General features: G+C 63.5%; 28 protein-coding genes, 1 other RNA gene and 1 pseudogene. 17 read left to right on the top strand and 13 right to left on the bottom strand.

Annotated features, from left to right (window positions below):
- Positions 1–64 precede the first annotated feature (64 nt).
- The 3 genes from thpR to ACKOED_RS14420 all read left to right on the top strand — a co-directional run bounded on the left by thpR (position 65) and on the right by ACKOED_RS14420 (position 1,714).
- Positions 65–607 carry an RNA 2',3'-cyclic phosphodiesterase gene (gene thpR, locus ACKOED_RS14430; protein ID WP_408917308.1) on the top strand — a complete coding sequence of 181 codons (543 nt, stop codon included), beginning with the start codon at positions 65–67 and terminating at the stop codon, positions 605–607.
- Entirely contained in the window at positions 604–903 is a 300-nt protein-coding gene (locus ACKOED_RS14425) for a 4a-hydroxytetrahydrobiopterin dehydratase (RefSeq protein ID WP_408917307.1), read from the top strand. The genes thpR and ACKOED_RS14425 overlap by 4 nt, the downstream gene beginning before the upstream one ends.
- Positions 904–991: 88 nt before the next feature.
- Complete coding sequence (locus tag ACKOED_RS14420; protein WP_408917306.1) at positions 992–1,714, top strand: Bax inhibitor-1 family protein; 723 nt, start codon at positions 992–994, stop codon at positions 1,712–1,714.
- Between the two features lie 54 nt (positions 1,715–1,768).
- On the opposite strand, the gene ACKOED_RS14415 is transcribed toward ACKOED_RS14420, so the two are convergent.
- On the bottom strand, positions 1,769–2,143 hold the full coding sequence (locus tag ACKOED_RS14415) for a DUF2794 domain-containing protein (protein WP_408917305.1): 375 nt from the start codon (positions 2,141–2,143) through the stop codon (positions 1,769–1,771).
- Positions 2,144–2,530: 387 nt separating this feature from the next.
- On the opposite strand from ACKOED_RS14415, the gene htpG reads away from it, so the two are divergent.
- From htpG to dapE, 4 genes are all read left to right on the top strand, one after another.
- Entirely contained in the window at positions 2,531–4,432 is a 1,902-nt protein-coding gene (gene htpG / locus ACKOED_RS14410) for a molecular chaperone HtpG (RefSeq protein WP_408917304.1), read from the top strand.
- Positions 4,433–4,497: 65 nt separating this feature from the next.
- Positions 4,498–5,334 (top strand): 2,3,4,5-tetrahydropyridine-2,6-dicarboxylate N-succinyltransferase, encoded by an 837-nt coding sequence (dapD, locus tag ACKOED_RS14405; protein WP_408917303.1) that lies wholly within the window; start codon positions 4,498–4,500, stop codon positions 5,332–5,334.
- Between the two features lie 62 nt (positions 5,335–5,396).
- A complete protein-coding gene (locus tag ACKOED_RS14400; RefSeq protein WP_408917302.1) occupies positions 5,397–5,750 on the top strand; it encodes a DUF805 domain-containing protein in 354 nt (117 codons plus the stop codon).
- A gap of 16 nt (positions 5,751–5,766) precedes the next feature.
- Positions 5,767–6,939: a succinyl-diaminopimelate desuccinylase gene (gene dapE / locus ACKOED_RS14395; RefSeq protein ID WP_408917301.1), complete on the top strand. Its 1,173-nt coding sequence runs from the start codon at positions 5,767–5,769 to the stop codon at positions 6,937–6,939.
- On the opposite strand, the gene truA is transcribed toward dapE, so the two are convergent.
- From truA to ACKOED_RS14375, 4 genes are read right to left on the bottom strand one after another with little or no spacing between them, the layout of a single operon-like run.
- Positions 6,918–7,670, bottom strand: coding sequence for a tRNA pseudouridine(38-40) synthase TruA (gene truA / locus ACKOED_RS14390; RefSeq protein ID WP_408917300.1), 753 nt, complete (start codon positions 7,668–7,670; stop codon positions 6,918–6,920). The genes dapE and truA overlap by 22 nt on opposite strands.
- Positions 7,670–8,575: a methionyl-tRNA formyltransferase gene (gene fmt, locus ACKOED_RS14385; protein WP_408917299.1), complete on the bottom strand. Its 906-nt coding sequence runs from the start codon at positions 8,573–8,575 to the stop codon at positions 7,670–7,672. The genes truA and fmt overlap by 1 nt, the downstream gene beginning before the upstream one ends.
- 3 nt (positions 8,576–8,578) lie before the next feature.
- Complete coding sequence (gene def / locus ACKOED_RS14380; RefSeq protein WP_408917298.1) at positions 8,579–9,097, bottom strand: peptide deformylase; 519 nt, start codon at positions 9,095–9,097, stop codon at positions 8,579–8,581.
- Positions 9,098–9,141: 44 nt separating this feature from the next.
- Positions 9,142–9,492 (bottom strand): BA14K family protein, encoded by a 351-nt coding sequence (locus ACKOED_RS14375; protein WP_408917297.1) that lies wholly within the window; start codon positions 9,490–9,492, stop codon positions 9,142–9,144.
- Between the two features lie 172 nt (positions 9,493–9,664).
- Here ACKOED_RS14375 and ffs point away from each other — a divergent pair.
- The 4 genes from ffs to recR all read left to right on the top strand — a co-directional run bounded on the left by ffs (position 9,665) and on the right by recR (position 12,471).
- An RNA gene (gene ffs / locus ACKOED_RS14370) (signal recognition particle sRNA small type) lies at positions 9,665–9,761 on the top strand.
- Between the two features lie 85 nt (positions 9,762–9,846).
- Positions 9,847–11,559 (top strand): DNA polymerase III subunit gamma/tau, encoded by a 1,713-nt coding sequence (locus ACKOED_RS14365; protein ID WP_408917296.1) that lies wholly within the window; start codon positions 9,847–9,849, stop codon positions 11,557–11,559.
- Positions 11,543–11,866, top strand: coding sequence for a YbaB/EbfC family nucleoid-associated protein (locus tag ACKOED_RS14360; RefSeq protein ID WP_408917295.1), 324 nt, complete (start codon positions 11,543–11,545; stop codon positions 11,864–11,866). The genes ACKOED_RS14365 and ACKOED_RS14360 overlap by 17 nt, the downstream gene beginning before the upstream one ends.
- The gene (recR, locus tag ACKOED_RS14355) at positions 11,866–12,471 is read left to right on the top strand and encodes a recombination mediator RecR (protein WP_408917294.1); all 606 of its coding nucleotides are present in this window, start codon (positions 11,866–11,868) and stop codon (positions 12,469–12,471) included. The genes ACKOED_RS14360 and recR overlap by 1 nt, the downstream gene beginning before the upstream one ends.
- Before the next feature lie 3 nt (positions 12,472–12,474).
- Here recR and ACKOED_RS14350 read toward each other — a convergent pair whose 3' ends face one another.
- Positions 12,475–13,632 carry a DNA recombination protein RmuC gene (locus ACKOED_RS14350; RefSeq protein WP_408917293.1) on the bottom strand — a complete coding sequence of 386 codons (1,158 nt, stop codon included), beginning with the start codon at positions 13,630–13,632 and terminating at the stop codon, positions 12,475–12,477.
- Between the two features lie 200 nt (positions 13,633–13,832).
- Entirely contained in the window at positions 13,833–14,786 is a 954-nt protein-coding gene (gene pip / locus ACKOED_RS14345) for a prolyl aminopeptidase (protein WP_408917292.1), read from the bottom strand.
- Between the two features lie 113 nt (positions 14,787–14,899).
- On the opposite strand from pip, the gene mscL reads away from it, so the two are divergent.
- From mscL to ACKOED_RS14325, 4 genes are all read left to right on the top strand, one after another.
- Entirely contained in the window at positions 14,900–15,313 is a 414-nt protein-coding gene (gene mscL / locus ACKOED_RS14340) for a large conductance mechanosensitive channel protein MscL (protein ID WP_408917291.1), read from the top strand.
- Positions 15,314–15,381: 68 nt separating this feature from the next.
- Positions 15,382–16,575, top strand: coding sequence for a pyridoxal phosphate-dependent aminotransferase (locus tag ACKOED_RS14335; RefSeq protein ID WP_408917289.1), 1,194 nt, complete (start codon positions 15,382–15,384; stop codon positions 16,573–16,575).
- A gap of 424 nt (positions 16,576–16,999) precedes the next feature.
- Positions 17,000–17,371, top strand: a complete 372-nt coding sequence (locus ACKOED_RS14330) for a DUF4112 domain-containing protein (protein WP_408917288.1) — start codon at positions 17,000–17,002, stop codon at positions 17,369–17,371.
- A complete protein-coding gene (locus tag ACKOED_RS14325; protein WP_408917287.1) occupies positions 17,368–17,652 on the top strand; it encodes a hypothetical protein in 285 nt (94 codons plus the stop codon). The genes ACKOED_RS14330 and ACKOED_RS14325 overlap by 4 nt, the downstream gene beginning before the upstream one ends.
- Here ACKOED_RS14325 and ACKOED_RS14320 read toward each other — a convergent pair.
- Positions 17,645–19,195 carry a trimethylamine methyltransferase family protein gene (locus ACKOED_RS14320; protein WP_408917286.1) on the bottom strand — a complete coding sequence of 517 codons (1,551 nt, stop codon included), beginning with the start codon at positions 19,193–19,195 and terminating at the stop codon, positions 17,645–17,647. The two genes, ACKOED_RS14325 and ACKOED_RS14320, sit on opposite strands and share 8 nt — an antisense overlap.
- Positions 19,196–19,418: 223 nt before the next feature.
- On the opposite strand from ACKOED_RS14320, the gene ACKOED_RS14315 reads away from it, so the two are divergent.
- Both ACKOED_RS14315 and ACKOED_RS14310 read left to right on the top strand, forming a co-directional pair.
- Positions 19,419–20,960 carry an APC family permease gene (locus ACKOED_RS14315; protein ID WP_408917285.1) on the top strand — a complete coding sequence of 514 codons (1,542 nt, stop codon included), beginning with the start codon at positions 19,419–19,421 and terminating at the stop codon, positions 20,958–20,960.
- Positions 20,957–21,724 (top strand): SDR family NAD(P)-dependent oxidoreductase, encoded by a 768-nt coding sequence (locus ACKOED_RS14310; RefSeq protein WP_408917284.1) that lies wholly within the window; start codon positions 20,957–20,959, stop codon positions 21,722–21,724. The genes ACKOED_RS14315 and ACKOED_RS14310 overlap by 4 nt, the downstream gene beginning before the upstream one ends.
- 54 nt (positions 21,725–21,778) lie before the next feature.
- On the opposite strand, the gene ACKOED_RS14305 is transcribed toward ACKOED_RS14310, so the two are convergent.
- The 5 genes and pseudogenes from ACKOED_RS14305 to ACKOED_RS14285 form a co-directional block, all read right to left on the bottom strand.
- The gene (locus ACKOED_RS14305) at positions 21,779–22,303 is read right to left on the bottom strand and encodes a GNAT family N-acetyltransferase (protein WP_408917315.1); all 525 of its coding nucleotides are present in this window, start codon (positions 22,301–22,303) and stop codon (positions 21,779–21,781) included.
- 99 nt (positions 22,304–22,402) lie between these two features.
- Complete coding sequence (locus ACKOED_RS14300; RefSeq protein ID WP_408917283.1) at positions 22,403–23,539, bottom strand: type III PLP-dependent enzyme; 1,137 nt, start codon at positions 23,537–23,539, stop codon at positions 22,403–22,405.
- Between the two features lie 318 nt (positions 23,540–23,857).
- Positions 23,858–24,463, bottom strand: a complete 606-nt coding sequence (locus ACKOED_RS14295) for a CDP-alcohol phosphatidyltransferase family protein (RefSeq protein WP_408917282.1) — start codon at positions 24,461–24,463, stop codon at positions 23,858–23,860.
- Entirely contained in the window at positions 24,456–25,100 is a 645-nt protein-coding gene (locus ACKOED_RS14290) for an ATP-binding cassette domain-containing protein (RefSeq protein WP_408917281.1), read from the bottom strand. The genes ACKOED_RS14295 and ACKOED_RS14290 overlap by 8 nt, the downstream gene beginning before the upstream one ends.
- Positions 25,091–25,931: pseudogene (locus tag ACKOED_RS14285) on the bottom strand (hypothetical protein); the annotation flags it as partial. The gene ACKOED_RS14290 and the pseudogene ACKOED_RS14285, both read right to left, overlap by 10 nt.

Below are 25,931 nucleotides of genomic sequence, written 5' to 3'. Positions count from 1 at the left end.
GCTTGGTATTGGCAAGAATCAGGTTAGCTTCTCAGTCTACCCTCTTTGATGAAGGAGGCCCGCCATGCCGCGATTGTTCACCGGTCTGGAAATCCCGGAGGATGTGGCCTTCGATCTTTTTTTGACCCAGGGCGGGGTTGGGGGTGCGCGGTGGATCGACCGCGAGTCCTACCACATCACGCTGCGCTTCATCGGTGACATCGATGAGCGCCTGGCGCGCGAAATCAGTTACGAACTGGATGGCGTTGAGGCAAAGCCCTTCAAGCTCAGGTTGTCAGGCTGTGGCGTGTTCGGCGGCAACAAGCCCAATACGCTTTATGCCGCAGTGGAGGAAAGCGCCGAGTTGCGGCGGCTGCAGGCCATTCATGAGCGCATCTGCCAAGTCCTTGGTTTGGAACCGGAATCCCGAAAATTCGCACCGCATGTCACGCTCGCCCGGCTGAAGGACCCGGATCTCGCCTCCTTGCACCGGTTCCTGGCGTCGCATAGTCTCTACAAAAGTCGGGAGTTCGAAGTGTCGCGCTTCGTGCTGTTTTCCTCCCGGCCATCGCGCGGGGGTGGTCCCTATGCGGTGGAGGAATCCTACAGCTTGCAGGCGGGGTTATGACGGAAAAGCCATTGATCGGCGTGGAACGGGCGAAGGCGCTGCACGAGCTTCACGGCTGGGCGGAGGCCAAGGGCCGCGACGCCATCACCAAGACTTATCAGTTCAAGTCCTTCTCCCACGCCTGGGGCTTCATGAGCCGGGTGGCGCTGTTTGCCGAGAAAACCGACCATCACCCGGAATGGTTTAATGTTTACGGGCGGTTAGAGGTGACACTTTCGACCCATTCGGCCGGTGGCGTTACCGAAAAGGATATCACCCTGGCCCGCAAAATGGATCAGCTGTCCGCCGAGGCGTGAAAGCCCTCGCCGATTCCTAAACTTCCTGTAACTTGAAGAAGAAAACCGGATTACCCATATTCAGGCAACGTATTGCTGGAGGAATGAAATGGCCGAAACTCGCTTTCAAACTCAGGTAAGGACCCAGTCCCGGGCGGAAATCGACCAGGGTCTGCGCTCCTATATGCTGGGCGTTTACAATTACATGGCGCTCGGTGTGGCGGTCACCGCCATCATCACTCTGGCGGTCGCGGCAAGCCCCGCCGCCATGGCGGCGGTGTATTCGCTGAAATGGGTGTTCTTCATCGCCATCCTTGGCATGGGCTTCTTCGCGCCCCGCCTGATGTTTTCCGAGAATGCCGCGGTCGCGCATGGCGCCTATTGGGGCTATGTCGCGCTGTGGGGCCTGGCCATCGCGCCGATGGTCGGCACCTATCTCGGGGTCGATTCGGGCATGGTGGTTCAGGCCTTCCTGATCACCGCTGTCACCTTCGGGGCGACGAGCCTTGCCGGTTACATCACCAAGCGTGACCTGTCCGGCTTTGGAACCTTCTTCATGATGGCCTCGATCGGCATCATCATCGCCATGCTGGTGAATGCGTTCTTCATCCAGTCATCGATGATGTCGCTCCTCACCTCGGTCGTTGTGGTTCTCCTGTTCGCCGGCATCACGGCCTATGAGACCCAGCAGATCAAGGAGATGTATGTCGAGGGTGACACGCCCGGCGTGGCCCGCGGCAAGTCGATCTTCGGCGCCTTCATGCTGTATGGCAGCTTCATCACGCTGTTCGTGCACATCCTGAACATCCTGGGCATCATGCGCCAGGAGTGACGGCGTCCACTCTCAGTCGCAGCCCCGGCCTGAAAAGGCCGGGGTTTCTGTTTTCTAGACAGGCGTGAGCTTTGGCGTCCGCGCCAGCACCCGCAGCACCGCGCCGAGATCGTGCCCGCGCTTGAGGATCAGGCCGCCCTGGGCGACCACCGCATACATGCCCTGCTTTCGCGCCAGTGCGGGGTCTTTCACGATGCGGTAGAGCGGCAATTCGGAACTGCGGCGGAACACCGAGAACACCGCCTTGTCGCCCCCGAAATCCATGGCATAGTCCCGCCATTCGCCCTCGGCGACCTTCCGGCCATAGAAGCTGAGAATGGTCTGGAGTTCCTTGCGGTCGAACGCGACCTGCTCCGGTGGTAACTGGCGGCCGGCGCCTGAGCCGGTGTCCCAGGGCCGCAACGAAACGATGTCGTCCGTTTTATCCAACTGCCCAGCCTTCTGCGCCGTGACGGATCGTGACAGTCTGATGAACATGAACCGGATGGCGGCGCTTGGCAAGAACTCCGGTTCCTTTGCCAAAAATCACCTTTCTGCCGCATTTGTATCAAGCTGCCGCCGTTCTCGCGGAGCATATACAGCCTACCGACCCAAGTAGCCCGGCTGGTCTCGCGCGGCGGAAAAAAGCCCCCCCCAGCCCCTCCGGCGCGCCCTGTGCCGGCCGGGCCACTTGTAGAGTCAAGGTGAGGCGTTGTGTGTCGCGTATTAACGGCCGGACCAGTGGGACCGGCCGTTTTTTCTTGGCCTCTTGACCGCTCAGCCATGCCACCCGATATCCCGGTCCGTTCAGATTCAGGTTTTCGAGACGAGGGTGACATGGCCAACGATACCACTGCAACCGTCGATGCCGCCGGGCGCGGTTTGCCAACTTCCCATCAATTTCAGGCGGAAGTCACCAAGCTGCTGCAGCTCATGGTGCATTCGGTCTATTCCGACCGGGATGTCTTTCTCCGTGAACTGATCTCGAATGCCGCGGACGCCCTGGACAAGCTGCGCTATGCCGCAATCGCCGCGCCAGGCCTGCTGGAAGACGCTCCTGAACTCGCCATCACCATCACCCCCGACAAGGAGAAAAAGACCCTCACCATCGCTGATACTGGCATCGGCATGAGCGAGCGCGAGCTGGTCGAAAACCTTGGCACCATCGCCAAGTCCGGCACCCAGGCTTTTGTTGAGGACGTGAAGACGAAGCAAGGCGACGTGCGGCTGATTGGTCAGTTCGGCATCGGCTTCTATTCCGCCTTCATCGTCGCCAGCCGGGTGGACGTGATTTCGCGCCGCGCCGGGTCTGACCACGCTTTCATGTGGTCGTCCGATGGAACTGGCAGTTTCACGGTATCGCCGGTTGTGTCCGCGCAGCGCGGCACGTCGATCATTCTGCATCTCAGGGATGACGCTCTGGAGTTCCTTGAGGACTGGAAGATCGAATCGGTGGTCCGCACGTATTCGGACCACATCGCCCACCCGATCATGCTGTCCATCGGCAATGAGACGGCGCGGCAGATCAATGCCGCCAATGCGATCTGGACAAGGCCCAAGGCGGAGATCACGCCCGAGCAGCACAAGGAATTTCTGGGCCATATCTCGGGGAACTACGCCGATCCCGCGCTCACCCTGCATTACCGCGCCGAAGGCCGGCATGAATACACGGTGCTGCTTTATGTGCCGGGCGAGCGCCCCTTCGACCTCTATGATCCGGAGCGGCGCGGCCGCCAGAAGCTCTATGTCAAGCGCGTCTATATCGCTGACGACGTGGAACTGCTGCCGGCCTATTTGCGCTTCGTGCGCGGCATCGTTGATTCCGAGGACATGCCCCTCAACATCTCGCGCGAGATGCTGCAGAACAATCCGCAGGTTGCGGCGATACGCAAGGCGGTTACCAACAAGGTGCTGTCGGAAATCAAGAAGCTGGCGGAAACCGACGAAGCCGCCTTCCTCAAGCTGTGGCAGGTGTTCGGCCCGGTGATCAAGGAAGGCCTCTATGAGGACATGGAGCGCCGCGACCAGCTCTATGACATCGTGCGCTTCCGTTCGACCCGGGACGAGGCGGTGAGCCTCAAGGACTATGTCTCCCGTCTCAAGGAGAACCAGACGGCGATCTACTACCTCACGGCGGAAGATGCCGCCAAGGCGGATGCCTCGCCGCAGCTCGAAGGCTACAAGGCGCGTGGCGTCGAAGTGCTGCTGCTGACCGATCCCGTCGATTCCTTCTGGGTGCGGACCGCGCTTGGTTTCGATGGCAAGCCGTTTAAATCGGTGACCCAGGGTGCGGCCGACCTCGACCTCATCAAGCGCCAGGACGAGGCGGCGGATGCCGGAACCGACGATGCGGCGACCGCGGTTCTGGCCGCGGCGCTGAAGCAGGCGCTGGGTGCCGGGGTAAAGGATGTGCGGGCCTCCAAACGGCTCACGGAAAGCGCGGTATGCCTCGTCAATGACAGCCAGATGGACCGCACCCTGGAAAAGCTCCTTTCCCGCCAGAAGGATTCCGGCGTCACCGTTTCAGCGCCGATCCTCGAAATCAACCCGTCGCATCCGCTGATCGAAGCGCTGGCCCGCCTGGTCAAGGCCAAGGGGGCTTCGGCGGTCGAGGATGCGGCCTCGCTGCTGCTCGATCAGGCCTTCATCAGCGAAGGCGAGCCGGTGCCGGACCCCGCCGCCTTCGCCCGCCGCCTGACCCTGGTGATGAACCTCGCCTTCGCGCCGCCAAACCCCTGATCACCGGGCTTGACCTTGCCCGGCAATTTGGCGAAAGCGGACGCCAGCGAGACCGGAGGGACGGCATGAGCGATCTGCAGACGACCATCGAACAGGCCTGGGAAGGCCGCGACAAGATCAGTCTTGAGACCAGGGGTGCGGTGCGTGACGCGGTCACCGCGGCGCTGGAGCTGCTCGACGCCGGCAAGGCGCGCGTGGCCGAGAAGCGGGACGGGGACTGGCACGTCAACCAGTGGCTCAAGAAGGCCGTGCTGCTCTCCTTCCGGCTCAATGACATGCGCATGATTGCGGGCGGCCCGGGGTCCTCCTCCTGGTGGGACAAGGTGCCTTCGAAGTTCGATGGCTGGGGCGAGAAGGAGTTCCGCGCCGCCGGTTTCCGCGCGGTGCCCAATTGCGTGGTGCGCAAGTCGGCCTATGTGGCGCCGGGCGCCATCCTGATGCCGTCCTTCGTCAATCTCGGCGCCTATGTTGACAGCGGCACCATGGTCGATACCTGGGTCACCGTCGGGTCCTGTGCCCAGATTGGCAAGAACGTGCACCTCTCGGGCGGCGTCGGCATTGGCGGCGTGCTGGAGCCGATGCAGGCCGGCCCGACCATCATTGAGGATAACTGCTTCATCGGCGCGCGCTCCGAAGTGGTCGAGGGCGTGGTGGTGGGCGAAGGCTCGGTGATTTCAATGGGCGTGTTCATCGGCCAGTCGACCAAGATCATCGAGCGCGAGACCGGCAAGGTGCATATGGGCAAGGTGCCGCCCTATTCGGTGGTGGTCTCTGGCTCGCTGCCGCAGAAGCCTTATGCGGATGGCTCGCCGGCGCCGTCGCTCTATTGCGCGGTGATCGTCAAGCGGGTGGATGAGAAGACCCGCTCCAAGACCTCGATCAATGAACTCCTGAGGGATTGACCGGACCCCCTTTCCACTACAGAAATGAAGACCATGCGGTGAGGCCGCCACAGGGGGTAGCAATGGACTGGAAGTATCTCTTCACGAGTCTCGAAGGCAGGATCGGGCGCCAGAGCTACTGGACCGGTATCCTGGCGATCTTTGCGATCAATGTGATCTCCTGGATGATCGATGCATTGCTGGGTACGATCGGCGAACACGGCTACGGGCTGGTGAGCAGTGTCGTGGGTCTGATCATGATCTATCCTGCGATCATGCTCTATGCCAAGCGCTGGCATGACCGTGACAAGTCGGGATGGTGGACGCTCATCTCCCTGGTGCCGGTCATCGGCGGGCTGTGGATGTTGATCGAATGTGGCTTCCTGCGTGGCACCGAGGGGCCCAACAGGTTTGGGCCCGATCCACTTGCGGCCTGATGGTGGCCGCTCGCCGATGAAAAACACGCCCACCGATCCGGTACCCATTCTCCAGGATCTGATCCGCTGCAGGTCTGTCACCCCCGCCGAAGGCGGCGCGCTCAGCTATCTGGAACGGCTCCTGGCGGCGCGGGGCTTTTCCTGTCAGCGTCTGATTTTCCGCGAAGCCGGCACGCCGGATGTCGACAATCTCTTTGCCCGCATCGGCACGGGCGCCCCGCATCTCTGCTTTGCGGGCCACACCGACGTGGTGCCGGAAGGCATCGCTGAGAGCTGGACGCATGCGCCGTTCGCCGCCGAGATCGCCGATGGCTTCATCTACGGCCGCGGCGCCACGGACATGAAAGGCCCGGTCGCCGCTTTTGTGGCGGCGGCGATTGATTATCTCCGGGGGGCGGGGCCGCTGAAGGGCTCGATCTCTTTCCTGATCACCGGCGATGAGGAAGGCCCCGCCATCAACGGCACGGTGAAGGTGTTGCAGTGGATGCGAGAGAACGGCCATGTTCCCGATCACTGCATCGTCGGCGAGCCCAGCTGCACGGAGCGGCTTGGCGATACCATCAAGATCGGCCGCCGCGGCTCAGTGAGCTTCACGGTGAGCGTCGAGGGCAAGCAGGGCCATGCCGCCTATCCGCACAAGGCGGACAACCCGATCCCCAAGCTGGCCCGCTTCATTGACCGCATCGCGGCGGCCAGGCTCGATGATGGAAACGCACACTTCGATCCGTCAACCTTGGCGGTGACCAGTTTCGATGTGGGCAATCCGGCGGCCAATGTTATCCCGTCGCGCGCCTCTGCGAAATTCAACATCCGCTTCTCGACCGAGCATGGCTTCGCCTCGCTCCGTAACTGGGTCGATGCCGAAGTCGCCATGGTGCGCGAACAGATGGGCGGCCAATGGTCGGTGGCGGCCACCGAGGGTGCTGATGCCTTCATCACCGAACCGGGCGCCTTTGTGGCGCTCGTGAAGGAGGCCGTTGAACGTGAGACCGGCATCAATCCCAGGCTCTCGACCAGCGGCGGCACCTCGGATGCGCGCTTCGTGAAGGATTATTGCCCGGTCCTCGAATTTGGCCCCATCAACGCAACCATCCACCAAACCGACGAACGCATCGCCATTGACGAGCTCAGGGCCACCCAGCGGGTCTATGGCCGCATCATCGCGGACTACTTTTCCGCCGGCTCGTAGCTCACGCGCAGCAGGTAAAGGCCTTCGGGCGGCGCCACGGGCCCGCAGGCGGCGCGGTCACGGGCGGCAAGCGCCCGCTTCATGTCATGGGTGCGCCACTTGCCCTCGCCAACCAGCCGCAGCGAGCCCACCATGGAGCGCACCTGGTTGTGCAGGAAGGAGCGCGCCTCGGCCCGGACTTCGATCAGTTCGCCATATCGCGCCACCTCGAAGCGATCGAGCGTCTTGACCGGCGACTGGGCCTGGCACTGGGCGGCGCGGAAGGTGGTGAAGTCATGCTTGCCCACAAGCTCCTGGGCCGCCTCGTGCATGGCGTCGGCATCGAGATCGACAGGCAGCCACCAGACCTTGCCGCGGTCAAGCGCGGGAGGCGCCCGCCGGTTCAGGATACGGAACAGATAGAAGCGCCGGGTGGCAGAGAAACGGGCGTGGAAGTCCTCACGGGCTTCTTCCGCGTCCAGCACGCTTACCGGGTGGCCGCGCAGGTTGCCGTTCAGCGCATTGCGGAGCTTGAACGGGTCCCAGGGCTTCGCCAGATCGACATGCGCCACCTGCGCCAGCGCATGCACGCCGGCATCGGTGCGCCCGGCGCCATGCACGGCCGCGGGTTCGCCATTGATGATCGCCACGGCCCGCTCGATGACATCCTGCACGGAGCCGCCGCCCGCCTGTGACTGCCAGCCGGTGAAGGGGCCGCCGTCATACTCGATGGTGAGCTTGTAGCGTGGCATCAGCGGGCCTCCGCGCCCTTGGTCACGGGCCAGCCGCGCAGGAATTCTTCCGCCGTCATCGCGCCCTTGCCTTCACGCTGCAGCCGAAGCAGGCGGATGGCGCCGGACCCGCAGGCGATTTCCAGCCTGTCATCCAGAAAACTGCCGGGCGGGCCGGCGCCATCGGTCACTTCGCAGAGCAGCGCCTTGATACGGATGCCGTCGCGCATGAACCAGGCGCCGGGAAACGGCGAAAGCCCATGAATGTGGTTGCGGACCGTTTCGGCGCTCATGGTGAAGTCGATGCGGGCCTCGGCCTTGTCAATCTTCCTGGCATAGGTGACGCCCTCGGCAGGCTGGGGCGCGCATTCGACCCTGGCTTGCGCGAGCGTCTCCACCATCAGCCGAGCTCCCAAGTCCGCCAGCGCATCATGAAGCGACTGCGCCGTGGCATGCGGCGTAATGGCGACCCGGCCCAGCTTGCAAACCGGACCCGTATCCAGCCCTTCCTCCATGCGCATGATGCTGACACCGGTTTCGGCGTCGCCCGCCATGATGGCGCGCTGGATGGGCGCAGCACCCCGCCAGCGCGGCAGCAGCGAGGCATGGACATTGAAACAGCCCAGCCGCGGCGCATCGAGGATGGGCCTCGGCAACAACAGGCCATAGGCGACCACCACCGCGGCATCGGCGCCGAGGCCGGCGAAACGGGCCTGCTCCGCGGGATCTTTGAGGGACAAGGGCGTACGCACCTCAAGCCCTCGTGCTGTGGCGTGGGCATGGACCGGCGACGGCCGCTCCGCCATGCCGCGTCCGGCCGGGCGGGGCGGCTGCGAATAGACGCAGGCGATCTCGTGTCCGGCCTGTTCCAGGGCCTTCAGCGTGGCAACCGCGAAGTCCGGCGTGCCCATGAACACAAGCCGCATCGCTCAGAGCTTTCCGAGCTTCTGGGCCTTCTGGAATTTCTTGAGCACCCGGTCACGCTTCAGCCGCGAGATGTGGTCGATGAACAGCACGCCGTTCAGATGGTCGATCTCGTGCTGCAGGCAGGTGGCCATAAGGCCGGACGCCTCGATCTCCCGGGGTTCGCCCCGGCGGTTCTGGTAACGCACCTTCACGTCGGCCGGCCTCGTCACCATCTCGTAGAATTCGGGGATGGAGAGGCAGCCTTCCTCATAGTCGTTCTGCGCCTCGCTTGCCCAGATGACCTCGGGATTGGCCAGAAACACCGGCTTTTTCTCTTCGCCGTCCTTGGCAAGGTCGATGACGATCAGGCGCAGCGGCACGCCGATCTGGATCGCCGCAAGGCCGATGCCGGGGGCATGATACATGGTTTCCAGCATGTCGTCCCACAGCCGCGCCACGCTGGCATCGACCGACGCCACGGGCCTGGAAACCTGGCGGAGGATCTTCTCGTCGGGCAGCGTGACGATGGGTACGAGCGGCATGGCCGTCAGATAATGGAGGCGCCGCCGGGCGTCAATTCAGGCGCTCAATTGCCGCCATAGGGGCTGTTGCAGCGGTGGCGCTGATTGTCGTAGCCCATGAAGGTGTCGCTGGCCGCATCATAGCTGCGGTAGCGTTCGCTGCACCACGCCTCATGGGTTGAGGCATTGTGGCGGCCATTCTGAAAATCGCCGTAGCGGTAGACCAGGAAAGGCTTCTGGTACCAGTAGCTGCCAGGCCGGACCTTCATGGCGCGCTGCATCGGCGCGTAATCCATCCGCACCGTGCAGTCATAGCGGCCGTCGGCACAGTTCTTTTCGATCACATAGGGCTTCCAGATCTTGACTTCGCCCGGATCGGGTTTGCCGTAGGCGTCTGAGGCCAGGGCCGCCGGCACAAACGCCAATAGGCACGCCAAACCTGCAAGCGGGGCAAGGAATCTCCAAAGCATCTGAGGCACTCCTCGAACGGTTTTGACCCAACGCGCACCGGACACAATGCTATCTCCGGGCCGCTTTGGCAAGCTATGGCGCTTGCCTTTTGTGCCCTGACCGCCCATATAACCGCCGGGGGGTTGGCGGCGGACGTGCCGCTCGCCAACCGGGTCAGGTCCGGAAGGAAGCAGCCCTAACGAGTTAGGAACGGGTTGCCCGTCCAGCCTCCCACCTTATCCGCCCGGGTCCCGGCAAAGCCGAACATGCTTTGACGAGGGGAGCGGGGTCAAAGTAAGCTGCGCCGCGGAACCCCGCCCATGGATCAGACAGACAGCGGCGTGAACGCCACAGGCTATCGCGTCCTCGCCCGGAAGTACCGCCCGCGCACCTTCCCCGATCTGATCGGTCAGGAGGCCATGGTGCGCACGCTGACCAATGCCTTTGCCGCTGGCCGCATCGCGCAAGGCTTCATGCTTACCGGGGTTCGCGGCATCGGCAAGACCACCACCGCCCGGCTCATCGCCCGCGCCCTGAACTACGGCGATAAGCCGACCGTGGACATGCCCGATTTGGGCACGCATTGCGAAGCGATCCTCGAATCCCGCCACATCGACGTCATCGAAATGGACGCCGCGTCCAACACCGGTGTCGACAATATGCGGGAGATCATCGACAGCGTGCGCTACGCGCCGGTGCAGGCCCGCTACAAGGTCTATATTATCGATGAAGTGCATATGCTCTCGAAGAGCGCCTTCAACGCGCTGCTCAAGACCCTGGAAGAGCCGCCGCCACATGTGAAGTTCATCTTCGCCACCACTGAGATCAATAAGGTTCCCGTCACCATCCTGTCACGTTGCCAGCGTTTTGACCTGAAGCGGCTGGATGCAGCGCGGCTTGCCGCGCATTATGCGAAAATCGCTGATCTGGAAGGCGTTACCGCTGAACCCGACGCGCTGGCGATGATCGCCCGCGCTGCTGAAGGCTCGGTACGCGACGGGCTATCGCTGCTCGACCAGGCCATCGCCTATGGCGAGGGCAAAGTGAAAGCCGCGGATGTGGCCGGCATGCTGGGCCTTATGGACCGGTCCCGCATCATTGACCTTTTCCAGGCGGTGATGACAGGCGATGCCAAGGCGGCGATCGAGGAGATCGAGCAGCAATACCGGGATGGCGGCGACCCGGCAGCCATTCTCGAAGACCTCGCCGATTACGTGCACTGGGTCAGCCGCCTCAAGGTGGTGAAGGACGAAGCGCTGGCCGACACCTCGCGCACCGAGGCCGAGAAACTGCGTGGCGCAGAGCACGCCAAGACCTGCGGCATTCCGCATCTTTCCCGGGCCTGGTCGATGCTCCTCAAAGGTATCCGCGAAACCGAGATCCACCCCGATCCGCTGGTCGCGGCGGAAATGGTGCTGATAAGACTTGCCCATGCCGCCGATCTTCCGGGCGCGGAGGAACTGGCGCGGGCCGTCTTGTCCGGCCAGCCCGCCGGGCGGGTTGCGCCGCTCATCCCGCGCGAGCTGCAGCGCGGCGGCGCGGATGGCCCGGCCGAGGCGCGGGCCGCGCTGGCGGTTCAGCCGCGGCCGGAGCTGCCGGCGCCGTCCCAGACCGAGACCCGCGCCTTCTCAAGCTTCCGCGATCTCGTAGCGCTGGCCGCTGAGAAGCGCGACATCCGGCTGAAATCCGATCTCGAAAGTCTGGTGCGCCCGATCCGCGTGTCGCCCGGCCGGTTCGAGCTGGCGCTGGAGCCCAGGGCCCATCCCGGCCTCGCCAACGAGATCGCCCGCAAGCTCGAATCCTTCACCGGCATGCGCTGGATGGTGATGGTGTCCAAAGATGGTGGCGACAAGCCGCTTGCCCAGCAGCGCCAGGAAAGCCGCGACAGCCTGTTCATCATAGCCCGCGATCACCCGGACGTGCAGGCGGTGCTGAAGCGTTTTCCGGGCGCCGAGATCGTCGATGTGCGCGAGCCCGGCGAGGCGCCCCTCCCCTCCCCAATCATGAGTGAGAACGATGAAGAACCTCGGTGAGATGATGAAGCAGGTACAGGCCATGCAAAGCCGCATGGCCGAGGCGCAGGCGAAGCTCGAGCAGGCGACCGTCACCGGCCAGGCGGGCGGCGGCCTTGTGAAGCTCACGATGAGCGGCAAGGGCGCCATGACGAGGCTCGACATCGACCCTTCGCTGCTGAAGCCCGAGGAGAAAGACATTCTCGAGGACCTGATTGTGGCGGCCCACAGCGACGCCAAGAACAAGTCCGAGACGATGATGGCGGAAGAAATGAAATCGCTCACCGGCGGTCTGCCGTTGCCACCCGGGCTCAAGCTGCCGTTCTGATGTCGCGCCGCTCCACCGGGCCGGAAATCGACCGTCTGATCCAGCTGCTGGCCAAGCTGCCGGGGCTGGGCCCGCGGTCTGCCCGGCGCGCCGCCCTGTACCTGATCAAGAACCGCGAACGCCTCCTCCTGCCGCTGGCCGCCGCCATGGCGGAGGCGCGCGACAAGGTGACGGTGTGCTCCTGCTGCGGCAATGTCGATACGGTCGATCCTTGCACGCTGTGCGCCGATCCGCGGCGCGACCGCGCCATGCTGTGCGTGGTCGAGGAAGTGGGCGATCTCTGGGCGCTGGAACGGGCAGGCGCATGGAACGGGCTTTACCATGTGCTGGGCGGCACGCTCTCGGCCATCGAGGGTGTGAGGCCCGAGGACCTGGCGATCGGCCCGCTCATCGCCCGCGCCGGCGAAGGGGGGGTGAAGGAAGTGGTGCTGGCGCTCAACGCCACCGTCGAAGGCCAGACCACCGCGCATTACATCACCGAGCAGCTCAAGAGCCTCGGCATCGCCGCGTCGCGGCTCGCCCATGGCGTGCCGGTGGGCGGCGAACTCGATTATCTCGACGAAGGCACCCTCACCCAGGCAATGCGGGCGCGGCGGCCGTTGTAGGCCTCAGCCGCGCTCGACGAGCTTCGGGCGCTCGACCGCCGTCACGGCGTCCGGTTCCTCAAGCTCCAGGCTTTCGATGCGGAGCGCGCGGCGGCCGATCTTGTCGGCGGAGACGCCGAGCTTGTCGAGATCGGTGGCGGCGGAGGCGAAATGCTTCTGCAGATCGCCGACCCGGTCCTTCAAGCGGCCGACGTCCTCGAGAAGCCGCGACACCTCGACCTTGATAAGGCCCGCCTGCTCGCGCATGCGGGCGTCCTTGAACACCGCCTGCAGCGTCTGCACCAGCAGCATGAGTACATTGGGCGAGGCGATGATGACCCGCGCCCGGTGGGCTTTCTGAATCACGTCTTCGAATTTTTCGTAAAGCTCGGCATAGATCGATTCTGACGGAACGAACATGATTGCCGACTCATGGGTCTCGCCGGGCAGCAGATATTTCTCGGCAATGTCCCGCACATGTTTCAGCACGTCGCCCTTGAGGCGGGATTCGGCGTTGCGCAGTTCGGCCTCGCCGCTGGCGGCTTTCAGCGCATTGAAGGCTTCGAGCGGAAACTTGGCGTCGATCACCAGCTTCACGGTGGAATCAGGCAGCATCACCAGGCAGTCTGGGCGCGTGCCGTTGCTGAGCGGACCCTGAAACACATAGGCATTTGACGGCAGCCCGTCGCGGATGATCGCTTCCATGCGCGCCTGGCCATAGGCGCCGCGCGCCTGCTTATTCGACAGAATGTCCTTCAGTGTCAGCATCTCGCCGGACAGCGCCGCAATGTTGCGTTGCGCCGCGTCGATCACCGCCAGCCGCTCATACAATTGCTTCAGTGACTGGCCGGTGCGCTCGGCCTGGTCGATCAGGTTAAGGCCAAGGCGTTCCGAAACCTGGCCGAGCCGCTCGTCCAGCGTCGAGACCAGCTGCATCTGGCTGCCATGGGTCTGCTCGGCAAGGCCTTTCAGCGCGCCGGAAAGCTCGGCGATACGGTATTCCAGCTCGGCGGTGCGCTGGGCGGTTGCCGCCGCTTCATCCTGCCGCGCGGCCTGCGCCCGCCATGACAGGATGACCGCGGCGATGAGCAGCAGAAGCGCGAAGATGCCCGCAACCACCAGAAGGTCGAGCAGGCTGACCGGCTTGCCGCCGACCTGAAGCAGAATGCTGTCGAGAGCCATGACCGGAAGCTTAGACTGATTCGGCGTTCTGGAAAGACGGTGGCCCGTTCGTATCGGCAGGATACGAACGGGCCGATGACCGTCATGGCCCGGGACGGTGGTGTGAGCCACGAACGGCCAACCTGTTGCCTTGACGGTGAGCATGCCCGTGAATACAGGCGGCAAGAGGGGCGCTATGCGGCGAATTCGGGGCTTTCGGATTAACTCTTGAAGCGCTCTGTGGCGCGCACCAGCGCATCGGCGATGCCAGGCTCCACCGCCGTGTGGCCGGCGTCGGCCACCATGAGAAACTCCGCTTCGGGCCAGGCCCTGTGCAGGTCCCAGGCTGTTACCGGCGGTGTCACCACATCGTAACGGCCCTGGATGATGACGCCTGGAATGGATTTCAAGCGACTTGCACCGGCCAGGAGTTGGCCATCCTGGGTGAAGAAGCCATTGTTGACAAAGTAGTGGCATTCGATGCGCGCGAAGGCCAGGGCGAAACGGTCGGCGCCAAATTCTCTGATCCGCTTTTCGTCAGGGAGCAGGGAAAGCGTGGCGCCCTCCCATTGGCTCCAGGCGCGCGCGCACGTGAGCTGTTCGGCTGGATCGTTGCCGGTGAGGCGGCGGTGATAGGCGGTCAGCAGATCGTGCCGTTCCGCCTCCGGAATGGGTTTCAGGAAATGTTCCCAGGCATCGGGAAAAAGCTCACTGGCCCCATGCTGGTAGAACCAGTGAATCTCGCTTTTCCGCAAGGTAAAGATGCCGCGCAGGATCAGCTCCGTCACCCGCCCGGGATGGGTCTGGGCATAGGCCAGCGCCAGGGTCGAGCCCCAGGATCCCCCCACCACCTGCCAGCGCGCGATTCCCAGGTGCTGGCGCAACCGTTCGATGTCGTCGACGAGGTCCCAGGTCGTGTTTTCAGCCAGTTCGGCATGGGGGGTGGATTGCCCGCAGCCGCGCTGGTCGAACAGCACGATGCGGTAGGCTCCAGGGTCATGCATCTGGCGCAGGAACGGCGAGATGCCTCCGCCTGGCCCGCCGTGCAGCACCACTGCCGGCTTGCCCGCCGGGTTGCCGCATTCCTCGAAGTAGATTTCGTGCAGCGCCGAAACCTGCAGGCGGCCCCGGTTGAAGGGCTGAAGTTCAGGGTAGAATGTGCGCCGCTGGACCATCTCGCCGCTCACCTCGAAGTAGGTTAAGGTTGTATTTTGACCCGGAAGGGGGCAATCAGATAACACTCGCATTCAACTTCGCTTAGCAGGTTCAGACGGCAAGGGGGACTATCATGTGGAATGAATTCAAGGCTTTCGCCCTGAGAGGCAACGCCTTCGACCTGGCGGTCGGTGTGATTATCGGCGCCGCATTCAGCAAGATTGTCGACGGCATCGTCAACTATCTGATCATGCCGATCATCGGGGCGCTGACCGGCGGCCTGAACTTCGATAACTTCTTTCTGCCGCTTTCGTCCAAAGTTACCGCCACAACCCTGGCGGCAGCCCAGGAACAGGGCGCGGTGCTTGCCTACGGTGCGTTGATCACCGCGATCATCAATTTCCTGATCGTTGCCTTCGTGCTGTTCCAGCTCGTCAAGGCCGCCAACCGCTTCAAGAGGTCTGAGCCGCCGCCGCCGCCTCCCGGCCCCACCAAGTCCGAGGAGTTGCTGGCCGAAATCCGCGATGCATTGAAGGCCAAGACCTAGAGGGAATTTGCATGGCGGGCGGGAAATGAATTTCCCGTCCCGCCTGCGATGGTCTATGAGCGCAGCGCATGAGGACTGACCAGCTTCTCGAGGCGCTCACGCCCGAGGCCCGTAACGAGCCCGACAGCGGCATCATCAAGGCCGCGATGTATGGCTTCACGGTGCCTGGCGTCATCCGGCTATGGGCGGGTGAAGGAACCCAGCCTACGCCGGACGCCTTCGCGCGGCCCGCCACCGAGGCGCTTCTCGGTGGCGAGACCTTCTATACCTGGCAGCGTGGCCTCCCAGAACTCCGCGAGGCGCTGGCCCGTTATCACGGGCGCCATTTTGGCCGCTCTTTCGACCCGGAAAATTTCTTCGTCACCTCGGGCGGCATGCAGGCCATCCAGACGATCGTCCAGGCGGTAGCGGGTGCCGGCGATGACATCGTCATGCCGACGCCGGCCTGGCCCAACTATGCTTCGACTCTGCGCATCTCCGGCGCGCGGCCAGTTGAAGTGCCGATGGACTTCCGCAACGGCCGCTGGACGCTTGATCTCGACCGGCTGTTCGACGCCGTGACGCCGCGCACCCGCGGCATATCCCTCAATTCGCCGTCGAACCCGGTGGGCTGGACGGCCTCGCGCGAGGAACTCATCGCCATCCGGGATTTCTGCCGCAAACGTGGCCTGTGGATCCTGGGCGATGAGGTCTACACGCGTTTCTATTACGGCGCCAAAGGCGAGAGCCGGGCGCCGTCCTTCCTCGATGTCTGCGAGGATGAGGAACAGCTGCTGCTCGCCAACACATTCTCCAAGAACTGGGCGATGACCGGCTGGCGCATCGGCTGGCTGCAGGCGCCGCGGGCGCTGGGCGCCGCTATCGAGCGCATCATCCAGGTCAATTCCTCCGGTACGCCCGCCTTCCTGCAACGCGGCTGTGTCGCCGCCCTGGACACGGGCGATGAGTTCGTAGCCGAGCAGGTCGCGAATGCCCGGCGCTGCCGCGATCTGACAGTCGACCTGCTGCGGGACGTGCCCGGTGTGCGCTTTGAAGTGCCGGAGGGGGCCTTTTATCTGTTTTTCAGGATCGAAGGCATGACCGACTCCGCCCTCACCGTGCGCCGGCTGATCGACGAAGCCAAGGTTGGCTTTGCGCCTGGCAGCACCTTCGGGCCGGGTGGCGAGGGCCATCTTCGGATGTGTTTCCTCAAGGACCGCGCCACCCTCACCGAGGCGCTTTCCCGCTTCGCGGAATGGATGAAACGAGCTCGTTCCGCCTGATTTATGGGCGGACTGCCGCCCAACGCTGCGGCAGCCGCGGCATCAGGCAACGCGAGGTTTGCCGGCGGCTGTTTCTGAAAAGATAATACAATCATACGCTTAGACTGTCCGATGGAAAATGTGAACACTTGGCATCTGTCTTGCTGTGCTCACTACAACGCAATCGTCTTTCTTGGGTCCTCCCATTCTCAAGTGAAGAGCACTCGTTGCGTCTGGCCTGTGCCAGCAGGGTGAACGGCAAGTCCGTTCACCCTCTTTTTTTATGACAAGGATTTAAGGTTGGTCCGGCTTGTACCCGGCAGCTTTGCGCCTAAATCTGTTCAAGACGGGTCCGGGCCCCTCTGGCAGAGATATCCCCTGCGATGTCGGACTCTTCCACCTTCACGGCGCGTTTGCGCCCTGCAATCTGGGAGACGATCCGCCAATGGCCAACCCCTCCATTACGCTTGACCTCACGCCCCGCGGCACCGTCGAACGCCTGGAATGGATTGCCTGGTTCACCGACTCGGCAATCCGCATTCCCGGAACCAGCCGCAGCTTTGGCGCCGATGGTGTCTTGAGCCTGATCCCCGGCGTGGGCAGCCTGATGGGAACGGGTATTGCCTGTTATGTCGTCGCCGAGGCCGTCCGGCATGGCGCGCCGCCGCGGGTGTTAACGAGGATGGGCATGAATATTGCCGCCGACACGGTGCTTGGCGCCATTCCGGTCGCAGGCGTTGTGTTCGACATGTTTTTCCGGGCCAACCAGCGCAACCTTGCCCTGCTGCGCGGCTACATGAAGGAGATTGAGCGATGAAAACCCTGATCTGGATCGTCACCGCCGCGGTGATCGGCCTGTGGTCGCTGCTGGCCTGGATGGCGCATGGCCTGCTGGGCGTGGCCGGCAATCTGGTGGCCAGCAACACGGACATGATGCCTCTTGAGCCCGAGCTGGTCGCCTGGGCGTCCTGGCTGGCCGCCGCCGGAACCGATGTGGGAACCTGGCTCGTCGTGACGATCTGGGCGATCGTGTCGCTGCTTCTGCTGGGCATGGGCTTCGCCGCCAGCGCGCTGGCGCCGCGCCTCCGGATCAGTTGACGCTGTTCGGCAGCTCTTCCTCGCGTCTGGCGATGAAGCTGCGCAGGCCTTCGGCGATGCCCTCTTCAAGCTTGGGCTCCTCATAGGCGCGCAGCATGGCGCGCGCCTTGTCACGGCCGCGCGCGTCGTGGTCCTTCGCACCCTCCGCCGACCATTGCTCGAAGGAATTGAAATCCATCAGCGAGGGGATGAAGAAGGCCTTTTCGAAATGCTCGAGCGTATGCTGGGTGCCGAGGAAGTGCCCGGCCGGGCCCACCTCGCGCACCGCCGCCATGGCTTCCTTGAAATCGGCAAAGGACAGCCCGCCCGCATATTTGTACCAGCCCACCAGCTGCTCGGCGTCGGTCACGAATTTCGAATAGCCGCAGCACAGCCCGGCCTCGAGCCAGCCCGCCACATGCCAGATGTAGTTTGCCCCCGACAGCACTGCCGCATGCATCAGCATGTTGGCTTCATAGCCGGCCTGGGCATCGTTGAGCTTCGAGCCCACATGAAAGCCGGAGGTACGCCAAGGCAGGCGGTACTTGCGTGCGAGCTGCCCCATCACGAACATCATCTGCGCGGCTTCCGGCGTGCCGCCCATTGGCGCGCCTGATTTCATGTCGACGGTGACCATAAACTGGCCGTAGATTTGCGGCGATCCGGGCCGTACCAGCTGCGTGAAGGCAACGCCCGCCAGCGCCTCGGCGTTGACCTGCGCCACGGCGCCAACGGCCGACGCCGCGGTCGACGCGCCGCACAGCGCGAAGGGCGCCAGGATCAGCGGCTGATTGTGCCTGGCATAGACCTTCATGGCGTCGAGCATGGTGGCATCCCACACCAGCGGCGAATTGCAGTTGGTGATCGAGACCAGAACCGTGTTGTCCTTGACATAGTCTTCGCCGAACACGATCCCCGCCATCTTCATCACGTCCTCGGCCCGCTCTTTCGAGGTGACAATGCCCATGAAGGGCTTGTCCGAATATTTGAGCGCCGAGTGGATGATGTGCAGATGCCGCTTTGGCACCGGGATTTCCATGGGCTCGCAGCAGATCGAGCTCGATGAATGCAGCGCCGGCAGCATGTAGGCCAGGCGGTGGAAGTTGTTGAGGTCGCCGAGCGAGCCGTAGCGCCGGACATTGTCGAGGTCGCGCACATAGGGCGCGCCATACATGGGCACGAACACCATGTTGCGGCCGCCGACCCTGACGGTGCGCTCCGGGTTCCTTGCGTTCAGGGTGAATTCGGCGGGAACCCTGGCGACGAGATCCATGAGCAGCGTCCGGTCGATCCGGACCCGCGTGCCGGAGACATCGGCCCCGGCCGCCTTCCACATGGCGGCGGCCTCGTCGTCACGGAACTCGCAGCCCACGTCCTCAAGGATCCGGACCGATTCCTCGTGGATCAGTTCCACGGCCTCGTCAGGTATCAGGTTGTAAACGGGAATCTCCCGCACCAGGGTGGGAAAGGAGGCCATGGGGGCGCCCCGCAGCGCCCGGCGTCCCTCGCGTCCGCCGCTCCGGCGGCCAGGTGACGTTGTTGCAGCGGCGCTGGGCTCAGCCATTGGCCTCTCCTCTCGAAGCCTGCGAGCTTAACGCCGGAGCTTGTATGAGGAAAGCTCATTCATCTCCGGACCCGCGTGGTCCTGACATTGACCGATGCCGCAAATGGTTTCACTATGGAACCAGTGGGGAAGGGGATTCGCCGGCGCCGTGCCGGCTCGTCCGGTATCGTGAAACACAACAGCACGCCTGGTTTCCCCGGGGCGTGGGGGGAGATGCCATATCATGGCTCAACATATGACCGAGGATAAGAAAATCCTCCACGACATGGGCTACGCGCAGGAACTCGCCCGCACCATGGGCAAGTTCTCCAATTTTGCGATTTCATTCTCCATTATCTGCATCCTGTCTGGCGGCATCAATTCGCTTGGACAAGCCACCTCGGGCGCTGGTGGTGCTGCAATCGGCATTGGTTGGCCGGTTGGCGTGATCATTTCAGGCGTGTTCGCCCTTGCCCTCGCGCAGATATCGTCCGCCTATCCAACGGCAGGAGGGCTCTATCACTGGGGGTCAATTCTCGGTAACCGCTTCACTGGCTGGCTTTCAGCCTGGCTAAACCTGCTTGGTCTGGTGACCGTTCTGGGCGCCATCAATGTCGGTACCTTCTATTTCTTCTTTGGCGCATTTGGATCGGTCTTCGGGATCGAGGATACGCTCACGCATCGGGTGCTGTTCGTCGCCGTCATCACGGGCCTGCAGGCTGTCATCAATCACTTCGGCATCAGGCTCACCGCCAAACTGACCGATTTTTCAGGCTATCTGATCCTTGGCACCGCAGTACTGCTGACCGTGGTATTCCTGGCGTCGGCCAACAGCTTCGAGATCTCGCGGCTGTGGACATTCCACAACTACACTGGCACCGAGGGCGCATCGGGCGTATGGCCGCTGGCGGTGTCGGGGCTCATGGCTTTTCTGCTGGGCCTGCTACTGCCCATCTATACGATCACGGGCTATGACGCTTCCGCCCATACCTCTGAAGAAACCACTGATGCCGCACGCTCCGTGCCTGCGGGCATGGTTTCGTCGGTGCTGTGGTCAGGCCTGTTTGGCTGGTTATTCCTGTCGGCTTTCATCATCATGATCCCGAGCATGGACGAAGCCGCCAAGCAGGGCTGGAACGTGTTCTTTTGGGGCATGGACCAGCAGGTCAATCCAGTGCTGAAAAACATACTCTATATCTTGATCTTCGTGGCGCAGTTCCTCTGTGGCCTCGCAACGGTCACTTCGGCTTCCCGGATGCTCTACGCCTTCTCGCGGGATGGCGGTATCCCGGGCGCCTCCAAGGCCTTGGCGACCGTCAGCGTCAAGCACCGCACGCCGGTTGCGGCCATCTGGACATCTTCCATCCTGGCCGTCCTGTTTGTCTGGCTGACGTCGGCGATCACCATTGCGGGAACGCCGGCCTATTCGATCGTCGTATCGTGCACGGTGATCTTCCTGTTCCTGTCCTTCGCGCTCCCGATTGCTCTGGGCTTCCTGACCATCGGCGGCCCGAAATGGCCGAAAATGGGGCCATGGAATCTGGGGATTGGCACCTACAAGCTGGTCGCCATTCTTTCAGTGCTGGCGATGATCCTGATCTTCGTTATCGGTATCCAGCCACCCAATGACTGGGCGCTGGTCATCACCGTGGGCTTCTTCCTGCTGTCGCTCGCTATCTGGGTTCTGTTTGAAAACAAGCGCTTCCGTGGCCCGCCCATTGGCGAGGAAATCAAGCGCCGTCAGGCTGAGATCGCCAAGACCGAGGCAAAGTTCGGCGAAAGATGACGGGCAAACTCCAAGGCAAGGTGGCCCTGATCTCGGGCGGGGCCACCGGCATGGGCGGCGCGGCATCCAGGCTATTTGCGGCAGAAGGCGCGAAGGTTGGCATCGTTGACATAAATGCCAAGGCCGGCCGTGAGGTGGTGGCGGATATTGAAAGAAGCGGTGGACAGGCACGGTTCGTTCACGCCGATGTCTCGAAGGCAACCGAGGTGGCGTATGCGGTGGAAGAGATCAGCGGCGGGCTTGGCGCGATCACGGTTCTTTTCAATCACGCCGGCTCGATCGTCATCAAGCCGTTTCTGGAGACCTCCGAAGAGGAATGGGACCGGCTGACGGAGATCAATGTCAAGAGCATGTTCCTGATGACCAAGGCCGTCCTGCCGCAAATGATCGCGGCGGGTGGCGGCTCGATCGTCTGCACCTCGTCGATCTCGGCGGTGGCAGGCACACCCATGGAGGTTCTCTACGATACTACAAAGGGCGCCTGTCACATGTTCGCGCGGGCGATTGCTGTAGAGTTCCGCGACAGGAACATCCGCTGCAACGCCGTTTGCCCTGGTTTTGTGAGGACACCTCATGGCATGCGCGAGGTTGCCGAATTGCAGCGCCTGGGCATCGATGTGTCAGAAACAGCGCTGGCCATCCAGCAGGGGCGTATCTGCGAACCCGAGGAGGTTGCGCGCGCGGCACTATTCCTGGCCAGTGATGACGCAAGTTTTGTCAACGGAACACATCTGTTCGTCGATAACGGTTTCACCGCGGCCTGACATGCCGCCACCAAAGACTTGAGGGAGCGGCCGTCTGGCCGCTCCCCTGTTTTTTCAGGCCGCCTGCCGTTCGGAGGCTGTCCGCCGGCCGCAGGTGGTGACCAGGCCCGCCGCGCCGGCGAGCGCGTGCGGAACCAGTTCAAGGCCCAGAAACCGGGCGCGGTCCACGGGCCCTGGAAGCTGGAGCTCTGCCACCGGCCCGTGCGCAAAACCGAAGCGCGCGTAATAGGGCGCATCGCCCACCAGGATGATGGCCCGGTGGCCGAGTCGCTTCGCCTCGGCGATTGCGTGATGCATCAGCGCCGCGCCAACGCCCTGGCGCTGGCGCTTGCAGTCAACCGCCAGCGGTCCAAGCAAGAGGCAATGGCCTGCCGTGCCCGCGTCCACGTCCCACAGGCGCAGGGTACCGATGAACCTGCCGTTTTCATCCGCCGCGGTGAAGGCAAGGCTTTGTGACGGCAGACGGCCCGCGCGCAGACGCTCGGAGGTCTTGCGGCGGCGTGCCTTGCCAAAGGCGCGGTCGAGCAGGCGCTCGCGCGCTGGAACATCGGCGGTGGTTTCGGGGCGGATCGTGATCATCTCGAACATACCTTCCTGTCATCCCGGCGTTACGCGCCGGGACCCAAAGAGCGGGCTGGTCCCCCGGGGCTACGTCCCGGGGGCGACTGGCTTGTGAAATCAGATGACGTAGGCCTTGAGCGGCGAGAAGCCGTTGAAGGCGACCGCGGCATAGGTCGTCGTGTAGGCGCCCGTGGCTTCGATCAGCACCTCGTCGCCGACGCTGAGCGTCAGCGGCAGGTCGTAAGGCGTCTTCTCGTAGAGGACGTCCGCCGAGTCGCAGGTGGGGCCTGCGATGACGCACGGGCCTTTGGCGTCGGCATCCCTATCGGTGACGATCGGGTAGCGGATCGCCTCATCCATGGTCTCGGCCAGGCCGCCGAACTTGCCGATGTCGAGATAGACCCAGCGCTGATTGTCATTGGCGTGCTTCCTTGAGATCAGCACCACCTCGGCCTTCACCACGCCCGCGTTGCCCACCATGCCGCGGCCCGGCTCGATGATGGTTTCGGGAATTGCGTTGCCGAAATGCTTGGTCAGACCGTCATGGATGGCGTTGGCATAGGCGCCGGTTCCCGGCACCTGCTTGAGGTACCTGGTCGGGAAACCGCCGCCGAGGTTCACCATCTTGAGGACGATGCCGCGCGCCTGCATGGCGTCGAAGATCGCCTTCGACTCCGCCAGCGCGGTGTCCCACGCTTCCAGACGCGTCTGCTGCGAGCCGACGTGGAACGAGATGCCATAGGCGTCGAGCCCCAGGGCATGGGCGCGCATCAGCACGTCCACCGCCATGGCAGGCTCACAGCCGAATTTGCGCGACAGCGGCCATTCGGCCCCCGCCCCATCGGTGAGGATGCGGCAGAACACCCGTGCGCCGGGAGCGGCGCGCGCGATCTTCTCCACCTCTTCATCAGAATCGACGGCGAACAGCGATACGCCCAGCGCGTGGGCGCGCGCGATGTCGCGCTCCTTCTTGATGGTATTGCCGAAGGAGATACGGTCTGGCGTGGCGCCGGCGGCAAGCGCCATCTCGATCTCCGGCACCGAGGCGGTGTCGAAGCAAGAGCCCATGTCAGCCAGAAGCTTGAGGATCTCAGGCGCCGGGTTGGCCTTCACCGCGTAGAAAATGCGGGTGGCGGGCATGGCGCGCCGGAAAGCGCGGTAGTTATCGGCCACGACATCGAGATCGACCACGAGGCAAGGGCCTTCGGGACGTCGGTCGCGCAGGAAGTCGCGAATGCGGGCAGTGGTTGCCATTGGGGTATCTCCCGGAAATGCGTGTGCGTTGCCTCGGCCCGGATGATCACGGACACCCCACGCTTTGGAGACGTGGAAACGCCCGGCTCATACAGACCGTTCGCCTTGGCTTGATCGGGAAAGTCCCAATCGCACATGGGGCAAGGATAGTGGTGCCTCTCAGTAACCCCGGCCTTTGGAGGAGCCGGCAGAGACCAAAAAGCCCGCACCGTCGTTGCTTTGGGGAAAACCTTAAGGCACGTGCGACTTTGGGCAGCGGGTATATGAATCTTTTTGCGAGTCGGTGCAAGGGCTTTTGCCCGGCCCCGGAAAAATTTTTCAGTCGAACATGCGCCAGCCGGCATAGAGACGGGTCGCAGTGGTCACCACGCAGAGCGCTCCATACGCATAGGCAATAAAGGCGAAATACTGCGGCCACGCGCACATGATGACAAAACAGGCGATCGTTTCCGTGCCTTCAGTAAGCCCGCCGAGATAGTAGAAGGACTTCGAAGGATAGGCGGTGCTCTTCAGGCCGCGTTTTTCGGCCATCACCGCGAAAGCGAGAAAGCTGGTGCCGGTGGCGAGAAAGGCGGCGAGCAGCACGGCGGCGGCAAGCGCGTTGGCGGTGGGGTCCTGCGCCGCGAAAGCCAGCGGAATGGCGGCGTAGAACAGAAAGTCGAGCGCGAGGTCGAGGAAGGCGCCGCGCTCGCTGGGCCTGGTCAGGCGGGCCAGCGCGCCGTCGATGCCGTCGAGTGTCCGGTTGATGAGCAGCGGCAATATGGCGGCGGCGGTGAAGCCGGCGGCGATCAGCACGGCTGCTGCAAGGCCGAAACCGAAACCAGCCAAGGTTACCTGATTGGCGGTCACGCCGCGCGCGGCCAGCCATGTGGCGGCGGCATCCGTGGCCGGCTTGACGATTCTCAGCGCCAGGCGGTCAAGCATCGCGGATCTCGCCATTGTCGAGCAGCAGCAGCCGGCCGCCTGCCGCCACATCGGCCACGTCATGCGTCACCAGAAGGCAAGGTATGCCGCGTTCGGCGATGTGGTTGAAGACGAAATTCCGCATCGCGGCGCGCAAATCCGCGTCGAGCTTATTGAAAGGCTCGTCGAGCAGCATGGCGCCGGGGTTGGCGAGGAGCGAACGCAGCAGCGCCACCCGGGCCCGCTGGCCGCCTGAGAGCGTGTGCGGCGGCCGCTCCGCAAAACCGGCAAGGCCTGCTTCGTCGAGGGCTGCCTCCATGGCGCTCTGGCGCGCCTTCGGTTCTCCCCGCGGCATGCCGAACAACAGGTTCTCGGCGACCGTCATATGCGGGAACAGGAGATCGTCCTGGAACAGGCGGCCGATGCGCCGCCGGGCGGGGGCAATATCCGTAAGTTCGCGGCCACCGAGGCTTACCGCGCCGGATGCCTCGAACGGTGCTTCGAGATCACCGGCGATGAACGACAGAAGCGTTGACTTGCCAGATCCGCTGGGCCCCATCAGCGTGACGATTTCACCCGCGCCGATAGTGACCGAGAACGGCTTGATGAGCGGCCGTTGCCGCAGGCTGACCGTCACCTGTTCAAGCGTCAGCGCCATCGCGGCCTTCCCAGCACTGCGGCGGCAAGAAAGGCGATCAGCGGCGGCATGGCAAGCGCCAGCGCAAAGGCTGCGGCGAGCGGGCGGTTGCCGCCGGCGGACAGCGTGACGGCCTCTGTCGGCAGCGTACTGTAGCGGCCTGCCGCAATGAGCTGGGCGGGAACAAACTGCATGATCGAGACCGCGAAAGCGATGGTGGCGGTGGTCAGCAGCGGCGCCTTCAGCAGCGGCAGTTTCACCGACGCCCAGGCAGCGGGGGTGGATAACGAGAGGCTGTGCGCAACTTTCATGAAACGCCCGTCAAAGGCCCGGTACGGCCCTTGTAGCACGATCATCACATAGGCGAAGGCAGGCCCCAGATGAGCGAGAAACAATCCTGCCAGTGTGCCGGCCGCGCCAAGGTCGAGAAACAGCCGGTATTGCCCGCCGGCCACCGCCAGCTGTGGCAGCGCCAGCGACAGCATTGCGAGTCCGATGAGCCAGCGGTCGCGCTCTTTCGGCTGGGTTTCGAACCACAGCAGGGCAAGCGCCAGTGCGGTAGCCGCCACGGTGAATGACATGCCGAGACTGAGCCACAGCGGGGCGGGCGATGCGGCAAGCGTGGCCCAGGCGGTGACGTCGATCGCGGGCGGCAGGATCGCCGGATAGGGCCAGCGGGGCGACAGCGAGAGCAAGCCCAGAAGCAGAATCGCGCAGCCCATCGTCACCAGCGCCAAAACTGCCATGAGCAGCGCGGCGCGGCGCGGCGCGGGGAGGAGAGAAGGTCCCGCGGAGAGGAAAACCCGCTGCCAGGGCCGCGTCAGCGCCAACAGTGTGGCGGCGGCGCCAAGC

The sequence above is a fragment of the Aestuariivirga sp. genome (assembly GCF_046093005.1).
Lineage (GTDB): Bacteria > Pseudomonadota > Alphaproteobacteria > Rhizobiales > Aestuariivirgaceae > Aestuariivirga.
This window is presented reverse-complemented; position numbering and strand designations above follow the sequence as displayed.